The following is a 6,120-nucleotide window of genomic DNA, read 5'->3' on the forward strand; positions in this document are numbered from 1 at the left end:
CAAAATATTCGATAATCAAGCAGCTTACTTTATAACTATGACAACAGTAGGTTGGATTGATGTTTTTACTCGCAAGAACCATAAAATGCTCATTGCAAATCCGCCTTTACTTTGTTTTAGTATATTTTATTAGTAATTTATTCAAAAGAGAAACAGAGGTGAACTATCAAATCCGCTAAGTCTTGGACTTATCTGGCGCATTAGTCCTCTGCCTTCTCTTTCTTCGTTGAATAAGCATTAAATAGAATCATAGATGTAAGATCTAATAAAGGCTTTAATGTATTCAACTATTTATTTTCCTTAATTGTAAAGTTATGAAAAATTACAATGTTTTTATCGGAATTGATGTATCAAAAGAAACGTTAGATATCATTGGTATTAATGATGAATCCGAGATATTATTAAATCATCAAATTATATCTAATAAAGTTTCATCAATTAAGTCTTTCTTCAAAAAAGCATCAGTCAATTTTATCAAAGATCAAATGCTTGTAACTTATGAAGATACAGGTATATATTCAAATCATCTTGACAAGGTATTTAGCTTGTTAAAGATTAACTATTGTAAAGTATCTGCACTAGAAATCAAAAAATCTAAAGGATTACAAAGGGGTAAATCTGATAAAGATGATGCTAAGGCTATTGCATATTATGCATTAAGCCATAAAAATAAAATGAGATTATCTGAGCCTTTGGAAAATAACATTCTACATTTAAGAGTTCTATATTCCCAACGAGAAAAAATTATAACTGCAATTCAGACTTTTAATAGTAACAAAGAATTAGACGATTTCATACCTAAATCAATAATCAAAGACCTTGCAAAAACACAGAATAGCATTATTAACAATTTAAAAAAGAACCTTAAAACAATTGATGACCAAATTAACAAGATCATCCATAATAATACTCTAATAACAATATATTACGATTTGATAAACACCATTCCTGGAATTGGAACTCAAACAGCTGTTTATTTAATAATCGCAACCAGAGCCTTTACCCGCTTTTCAAATTCAAGACAATTAGCATGCTATTGTGGTATTGCACCTTTCCCTTATGAGTCAGGAACCAGCATAAAAGGAAAGAATAAAGTAAGCCAGTTTGCAGACAAGAAACTCAAAACATTACTAAATATGTGCGCATTAAATGCCAAAAAATACGATCCTCAGATTAAATTATATTTTGATAAAAAACTAAAAGAAGGCAAGAATAAAATGTTAATATTAAATAACATTAGAAATAAATTAGTGCATCGTGTTTTTGCTGTTATTAAAAGGCAGCAACCGTATGTTATAACACATACTTTTGCTGCCTAAAAAATTATTGCATTTTCACTTGATTTTTACCATAGAATGCGCTAACATCCGAGATGGTAGATATACACATCCGCACGTACTGGCTTTTCTGAACAAGTACAAGTTTGTGCTTTATTATAATTTCAATCGATCTTCTCAATTGGTCATCCTTTTTCCCCTTAAATGATATAAGTGTATCTAAAATTAAAACTCAAATATCTATATTTAAACATTGTTGATACCAATAAAATGGATATTGTCATTTACAGGATAACATTGTTTAGTCTAGATTTATTTGAGAAATGATTTTACAAAAGAAAAAGTTTGTAGTATTTATATATTTGTTTTGTTTTATTCTAACACAAGCCTTCGGTCAGCAACATGTGATAGATAATTCAAGTATCAGGTTCTATAATTTGAATGAAAAATATGGCCTGTCTATTCGTGAAGTGAATAGTATTTGCGAAGATTCAAATGGTTTTATTTGGGCTTCTTCAAAAATGGGAATTATCAGGTATACTCCGGGTGATGTACGAACCTATAAGCTTCCGTACGAAAATTCAAATGTTATTACTACCAGACTGTCTTTTAATCAAGGGCATCTTTATGTTTATACCAATAATGGTCAGATTTTTTATTATAATGCCATTGCCGATCAATTTGAGTTAATTATAAACCTTGCCACACGTCTCCGAAATCCGTATCTGTTTATTTCAAGAATTGTAATTGATAGCAAAAGTCAGCTATGGATTTCATCAGCCTCCGGGTTATTTCTTTACAATAAAAAAGACGGTCTGAAAGTATTTATGTCAGGAGAGTACGTATATAATGTTACCAATGGCCCTGGCGAAAAATTATTGTTAGTTCGCAATGCTGAATTGCTTTATTTTAATCCCACAGATCATAAAACAGATTTAATCTACAAATTACCACAAGACAAGGTAAGGCATATCTCATCAGTGAAGTATGATGAAGGAAATGACATGGTATGCATTGGAACCAAAGAAGATGGATTTTTTGTATTAAAAAATATGGGCGGTCAGCGAAAATTGATCAAAATAAAAGATATTCCCGATCAACCTGTTATGTCCATTGAAAACTGTAATGATTCCATCATATATGTAGGAGTTGATGGACAAGGTATATGGGGTGTGGATTCCAGAGATTTGCTCGTTAAATCTGTAATGAAAGAGAATGTAAATAATCCCAATTCATTAAAAGGGAATGGCGTTTATGATATTTTTTGTTCTTCAGATAAACGTGTATGGGTAGGAACATACAGTGGTGGAGTTTCGTATTTTGAAATGGGTAATTCAGAATTCAAGAACTATGTACATATAATCAATGACCCTAATTCGTTGGTTAATAATGATGTGAATTCTGTAATTGAAGATTCAGACGGTAATTTATGGTTTGCTACAAATAATGGAATCAGTAAATATATTCCATCATCAAATAAATGGAAATCCTACTATTTTAATAATAAGGGTGATGCTCAGGTATTTTTGTCTATTTGCGAAGATGCTAAGGGACGAATTTGGGCAGGAACATATTCCTCAGGGGTATATGTATTAAATAAAAATACCGGGGAACAATTATATCATTATAATAAGAAGAACTATGGAGAAACGTTTAAAACAGACTTTGTTTTTAATATTTTCAGTGATTTGGATCATGATATATGGATAGGTGGAGGAAGCGATGATTTAACCCATTATGATTTTAAAACCGGAAAATTTTCACAGGTTAAGGACGTTCCTGTTAATGTAATTATAAATTATGGAAAAGACTCTCTGTTAATTGCCACAACAAAAGGTTTGCTGGTTTATAATAAAAGAACAAAGGGAACTATTAAAATAATAAATGATTATTCGGTTGTTGATATGCGCATAAAAGGTCGTGAGCTTTGGATGTGTGCAGTAGGACAGGGAGTAATCAAATATAATTTAGATACGCATAATATAAAGCAGATTACCATTAGTGATGGATTACCATCAAATTATACAAGTAGTATTGAATATGTAAATGGGTTGTTTTGGGTAGGTTCAGAACAAGGTTTATGCAGCATTGATGAAAAAAACTTTAAAGTAAAAAATTACACCAATTTTAATGGCTTAAATAATGTATCGTTTAATGATAATGCACACACCCTTTTAAAGAATGGAGACCTGCTGTGGGGAACCAATCGGGGTGCAATACTGTTTAATCCTGAAAAGATTAAATCACAAAGTAGTAAAGGGCAAATTTATATTCAGGAGATTGATGTGAACGGTACATCATTGAGAGAAACAGAACCAATTCAGCTTAATACTCCTATTGATAGTATATCTGAGTTAACACTACATTACGATCAAAATAACCTTAGTTTTGAATTATTACCCATTTTTACGGCTTTACCTCAGGTAAAATTCGTTTGGAAATTAGAAGGTTTGGATCAGGATTGGAACAGACCCGTAAACAGCAGGATCTTATCTTATTCAAATATTCCCAGTGGATCGTATCATTTAATGATTAAAATGTATGATGATTCACTGTCTGAAGTGATTGCAGAAAGAACGCTGGCCATAAATATTACACCTCCTTATTGGGAAATGTGGTGGTTTAAGATTCTTGGAATAGTTTTATTTCTTTCAATATCAACATTTTTTGTACTGTATTATATCAGTCGTTTAAAGAAAAGACACTCAGAAGAAAAAATCAGGTTTTTTTCCAATACAGCACACGATATGCGAACTTCTTTAACCCTTATTACAGCTCCGATTGAAGAACTGAAAAATGAAGAAGGACTGAGTAAAAGGGGAAAAAGTTATTTGAATATGGCATCGGAACAGGCGGCTCGTTTTAAAAACGTTGTTACGCGTTTAATGGATTTTCAAAAGGTTGATATTGGTAAGGAAAAACTACATTTAACTGAAGTTGATATTGTTAAGTTTATAGAAACAAGAGTAATGATGTTTGCTGCCTCGGCAAAAAGAAAAAAGTTAGAACTAGTTTTTGAGTCGAAGGTAAATGTTTGTTATACTATGATTGATGAAATCGTAATTGAAAAAATTATTGACAATCTATTGTCCAATGCCATAAAATATTCGTTTGAGGGTACTAAAATCAAAATAAAGTTATCGAGTAACGATAATAAGTGGAAACTTATTGTTAAAGATCAGGGAATAGGTATTGAGAAAAAGGCTCAAAAGCATTTGTTTAAAGAATATTACAGGGGTAATAATGCCATAAATGCCAAGATTGTAGGTTCGGGAATTGGATTGTTACTGGTTAAAAATTACATTAACCTCCATGGGGGTAAAATTACTTGCGATAGTCAGCTCAATAAGGGAACAACTTTTACAATAGTGATCCCTCTAAATACAAAACAAGGCAAAGATGATAATACGTATGTGTCCAGTTCTAATGATGTAAATTCTGTAACGGAATCTGATGTAGAAGTTGATTATCAGGAAGTTTTTGAAAAAAGTGATCAGGCCACAGAAATGAAGGTGGTTATTGTTGAGGATAATGATTACTTAAGAGATTTTCTGGCTACATCATTATGTGATCGCTATCAGGTATTTCTTGCAGAAAATGGCCGTATTGGTTGGGAAATGATTTGTAAACACACTCCGGATATGGTGGTGTCGGATATTATGATGCCTGAAATGGATGGCTATGAATTGTGTAGTAAAATAAAATCTAACTATGAAACATCGCATATTCCGGTCATTTTATTGACTGCTTTAGGAGCCAAGGAACAACAGTTACAAGGGTTGGGTTTAGGTGCGGATGATTATCTTGTTAAGCCATTTGATGTAAATATATTACGTCAAAGAATAGACTCCATAATTCAAAACCGGGAAATAATCAGGGAGCGGGCATTAAAAATTATTAAGCTTGCCGATAACAATGAAACACTACTAAATAATGAGTTGAATGATTCATTTTTAAAGAAAATGGTTGAAACAGTAAGAGATAATCTTGGCAATTCAGAGTTCTCAAAACACGATTTTGCTTCAGCTATGAATGTAAGTAATTCCTTATTATATAAAAAAGTTAAAGCATTAACCAATCAGTCTCCATCTGATTTTATCAGATCAATCAGGTTAGAGCATGCTTTAGAATTGGTGCAAACCAAGCAATATAGTGTAACTGAGATTAGTGAAATGTGCGGGTTTGCCAGCGTTGGATATTTTAGTACGGTATTCAGGAAACACTACGGAAAAACCCCAAGCCAGATTGAGTAAACAGTTTTTGTTTAGCACATTTCACAATGGTTCTAATTAAAACAAATATTCCTGTTCTTTAGCGGGTTCCGGATTGGCCCTGCCAATGCACCAATAAACAAAATAAGCTTGCGATTAAAAATCGTTTTGGTTTAAAGTGAAACGAGTTTAAACGATTTCACTCAAATAATCGTAGTTTTTTGAGTGAAGTGGATACAGCCTTGCCTTTTTTAGTTTCTGTTTTTTGATGCAAGACCATTGATGCCTAGCTAAAATCCTGAATACTTTAAATAAATAGACTTTGTGAACTAAAAACTGAAGTCTGGTCCGGGCGAAGCATCAGTTAAAAAAAATATAGTTAGGACAGCTCAGGTTATTAACCTGAGTTCGACATAAAATTTTGGATTCAGAACGCTTATAAATAGTGAGGTTCAACTAAAAATTATGAAAGAATAGCGGGCTATTTTGAAGAATTTTTAGGCAGAAGATCTCTGTTTATAAGCGGAATCATTTACGCTTTGCCCTAAAATACTAATCTACTGCGTTAAATTCTTCGAGTTAGCTCGCTAACCCTGCAAAATTTGCCTTATATATCAGTATTTTATGACAAT

The 6,120-nt window shown here is 32.1% G+C and carries 2 protein-coding genes; both read left to right on the forward strand.

What is annotated here, in order from left to right; translation table 11 throughout:
• The first annotated feature begins 314 nt into the window (after positions 1-314).
• Entirely contained in the window at positions 315-1,319 is a 1,005-nt protein-coding gene (locus tag OM075_RS24085; RefSeq protein WP_301193116.1) for an IS110 family RNA-guided transposase, read from the forward strand.
• Between the two features lie 281 nt (positions 1,320-1,600).
• Positions 1,601-5,530 (forward strand): hybrid sensor histidine kinase/response regulator transcription factor, encoded by a 3,930-nt coding sequence (locus OM075_RS24090; protein WP_301193117.1) that lies wholly within the window; start codon positions 1,601-1,603, stop codon positions 5,528-5,530.
• Positions 5,531-6,120: the final 590 nt, after the last annotated feature.

The sequence above is a fragment of the Plebeiibacterium sediminum genome, assembly GCF_026013605.1.
GTDB classification, from domain to species: domain Bacteria; phylum Bacteroidota; class Bacteroidia; order Bacteroidales; family Marinilabiliaceae; genus Saccharicrinis; species Saccharicrinis sediminus.